This is a genomic window from Neisseria sp. P0021.S006 (assembly GCF_051956895.1).
In genome coordinates this window covers 1-2,493 of sequence record NZ_JBQCWZ010000130.1, presented here as the reverse complement: position 1 = coordinate 2,493, position 2,493 = coordinate 1, and the positions used below count along the sequence as shown (strand labels likewise).

Here is a 2,493-nt window from a genome sequence, read left to right as displayed (position 1 = left end):
TTGTTGGGGATTTTGGCGATTACCTTCGCCGTCATTCAGTTTGTTCCCGGCGGTCCGGTGGAACAGATGGTTCAGCAGCTGACGCAGGGCGCGGTTGGCGGCGAAACAGCAGGACGCAGTATGCCTGGAACTTTGGCTAAAAACGGCAACCGCATCAGTGCGGAAGATTTGGCTGCTCTGAATGCTTTATACGGTTTCGACAAGCCGCCTGTGACGCGTTTTGTCGATATGGTATGGAAATTCGCCCGTTTTGATTTGGGCGAGAGCTTTTTCCACCACCAAACCGTATTTGAGTTGGTAAAAGAGAAAATGCCGGTATCGATGAGTTTGGGTTTGTGGACATTCTTCCTAACTTATTTGATATGTATTCCGTTGGGTATTGCCAAGGCGGCCAGGGATGGCAGCCGGTTTGATACGGTTACGGGTATGATCATTTTGGTCGGCTATACCGTACCGCCGTTTGTCTTGGGCTTGGTGTTGCTGGTGTTGTTTGGCGGTGGCAGCTTTTTTGCCTGGTTCCCACAGGGCGGCTTGGTCGGCGATGATTTCGATACACTCTCTTGGGCAGGTAAAGTCAAAGATTATTTGTGGCATATGGCCTTGCCGATTACCGCTTCGGTAGCAGGCAACTTGGCGGTAATGACCGTATTGACGAAAAACGTATTCCTTGAAGAAATCCGCCGTCAATATGTTTATACCGCGCGAGCCAAGGGCTTGCCTGAGAAGCAGATTTTGTGGAAACATATTTTCCGCAACGCCATGATTCCTCTGATTACCGGTTTCCCGGCCGCATTTATCGGCGCATTCTTTACCGGAAGCCTGTTGATTGAAACGTTGTTCTCGCTGGACGGGTTGGGTTTGCTGTCTTACGAGGCAGTGATGAAACGTGATTATCCTGTCGTAATGGGTACGCTGTACGTGTTCACGCTGATGGGGTTGTTGGCTAAATTGGTGTCAGATATTTCGTATTCGTGGGTCGATCCGCGCATTCACTTTGGCGGACAGAAATAAGGCCGTCTGAAAATATCTTCAATCTATTATTAAAGAATGTTTCGAACCATGAAAAAGAAAAAATCTACTTCAAACCCTACTTGGCAAGCCTTTAAACAGCATAAGCGCGGTTGGTTGGCTTTGCGGATTTTGGCCGTTTTGTTTGTCGTCACTTTGCTTGCACCTTTGTGGAGCAACGACAAACCTTTGTGGATACGTTATCAGGGCGAGTATTTCTTCCCCTTGGTAAACGAATACAACGAAGCCACATTTGGCGGCGATTTCGATACGCCGGCGGATTATCTGGATCCGCTTATCCGCCACAACATTACTTCAGACGGCAATTTTGCCTTTTACCTGCCCAATCCTTACGATGCCGATACCTTGAACGATTTTGATACGGTACCCGATCCGGCCAAACCGTCCGAACGGCATATCTTGGGAACGGACGACCGTGGCCGCGACCTGCTGGCGCGCTTGGTTTACGGTTTCCGTGATTCGCTGTTGTTTGCCTTGGTGTTGACCGTGGTGACTACCGTTATTGGCGTGGTTGCAGGCGCGGTGCAGGGTTATTTCGGCGGTAAAACCGACCTTCTGATGCAGCGTTTTATCGAGGTTTGGGGCGGTATGCCGGAGCTGTACCTCCTGATTATCCTGTCTTCGTTCTTTAATCCGGGACTGTTGATTTTGCTGGTGTTGCTGTCGCTTTTCGGCTGGATGGGCTTGTCCGACTATGTCCGCGCCGAGTTTTTGAAAAACCGTCAGGCCGATTATGTTTTGGCGGCGCGCGCGATGGGTGTGGGCAACCGTGAAATCATGTGGCGCCATATCCTGCCCAACAGCTTGACGCCGGTATTGGCCTTCCTGCCTTTCCGTATTTCTGGCGCCGTACTTGCCCTGACCAGTTTGGACTTCTTGGGCTTGGGCGTACCTGCCTCACAGGCAAGTTTGGGTGAGTTGCTGGCGCAAGGCAAAGACAACTTGGACGCATGGTGGATTGGCATGTCTGCCGTTGCTACACTGACGGTAATGCTGCTTTTGCTGGTCATGATCGGCGAAGGTTTGCGTCAGGCATTTGACGTACGCGCACGCAGTTAATTGCTTTTCTAAAGCGTGAAAAGGATGGGCGGCAAAGCCTGTCCTGCATTCTTAGGGCCGTCTGAAAAGTTTCAGACGGCCTCATCCATTCGTTTGAATCATTAAAAATCATGAATCAAGAAATCACATTTCTTACTCTTTTTCTACTCGGCTTTTTCGGCGGAACGCATTGCGTCGGCATGTGCGGCGGATTGAGCAGCGCATTTGCTTTGCAGCTACCGCCACATTTAAACCGAATCGGGCTGATTGTATTGTTGAACTTGGGGCGCATCAGCAGCTATGTCGTCATTGGCCTGTTGGTCGGCTTGGTCGGGCAGGTCGGCATTTCCTTAGACGATACGCGCGCGGTTCAAAACGGTTTGTATATTGCTGCCAATGTCTTGCTGCTTTTGCTCGGTCTGTATC

The 2,493-nt window shown here is 50.5% G+C and carries 3 protein-coding genes; all 3 read left to right on the top strand.

Annotation, left to right across the window (positions count from 1 at the left end):
* The coding region (locus ACTHUM_RS11505; RefSeq protein ID WP_440402926.1) for an ABC transporter permease subunit at positions 1–1,011 on the top strand (1,011 nt) is incomplete at its 5' end.
* A 36-nt stretch (positions 1,012–1,047) separates the two neighbouring features.
* Positions 1,048–2,088, top strand: a complete 1,041-nt coding sequence (locus tag ACTHUM_RS11500) for an ABC transporter permease (protein ID WP_107792492.1) — start codon at positions 1,048–1,050, stop codon at positions 2,086–2,088.
* 110 nt (positions 2,089–2,198) lie between these two features.
* Positions 2,199–2,493, top strand: a 295-nt coding sequence (locus tag ACTHUM_RS11495) for an urease accessory protein UreH domain-containing protein (RefSeq protein ID WP_440402925.1), incomplete at its 3' end; no start/stop codon positions are given.

What these genes read in the sequence shown, in the direction of transcription:
- ACTHUM_RS11500 (WP_107792492.1), top strand. Translation starts at nt 1,048, where the DNA reads ATGTTTCGAACCATGAAAAAGAAAAAATCTACTTCAAACCCTACTTGG.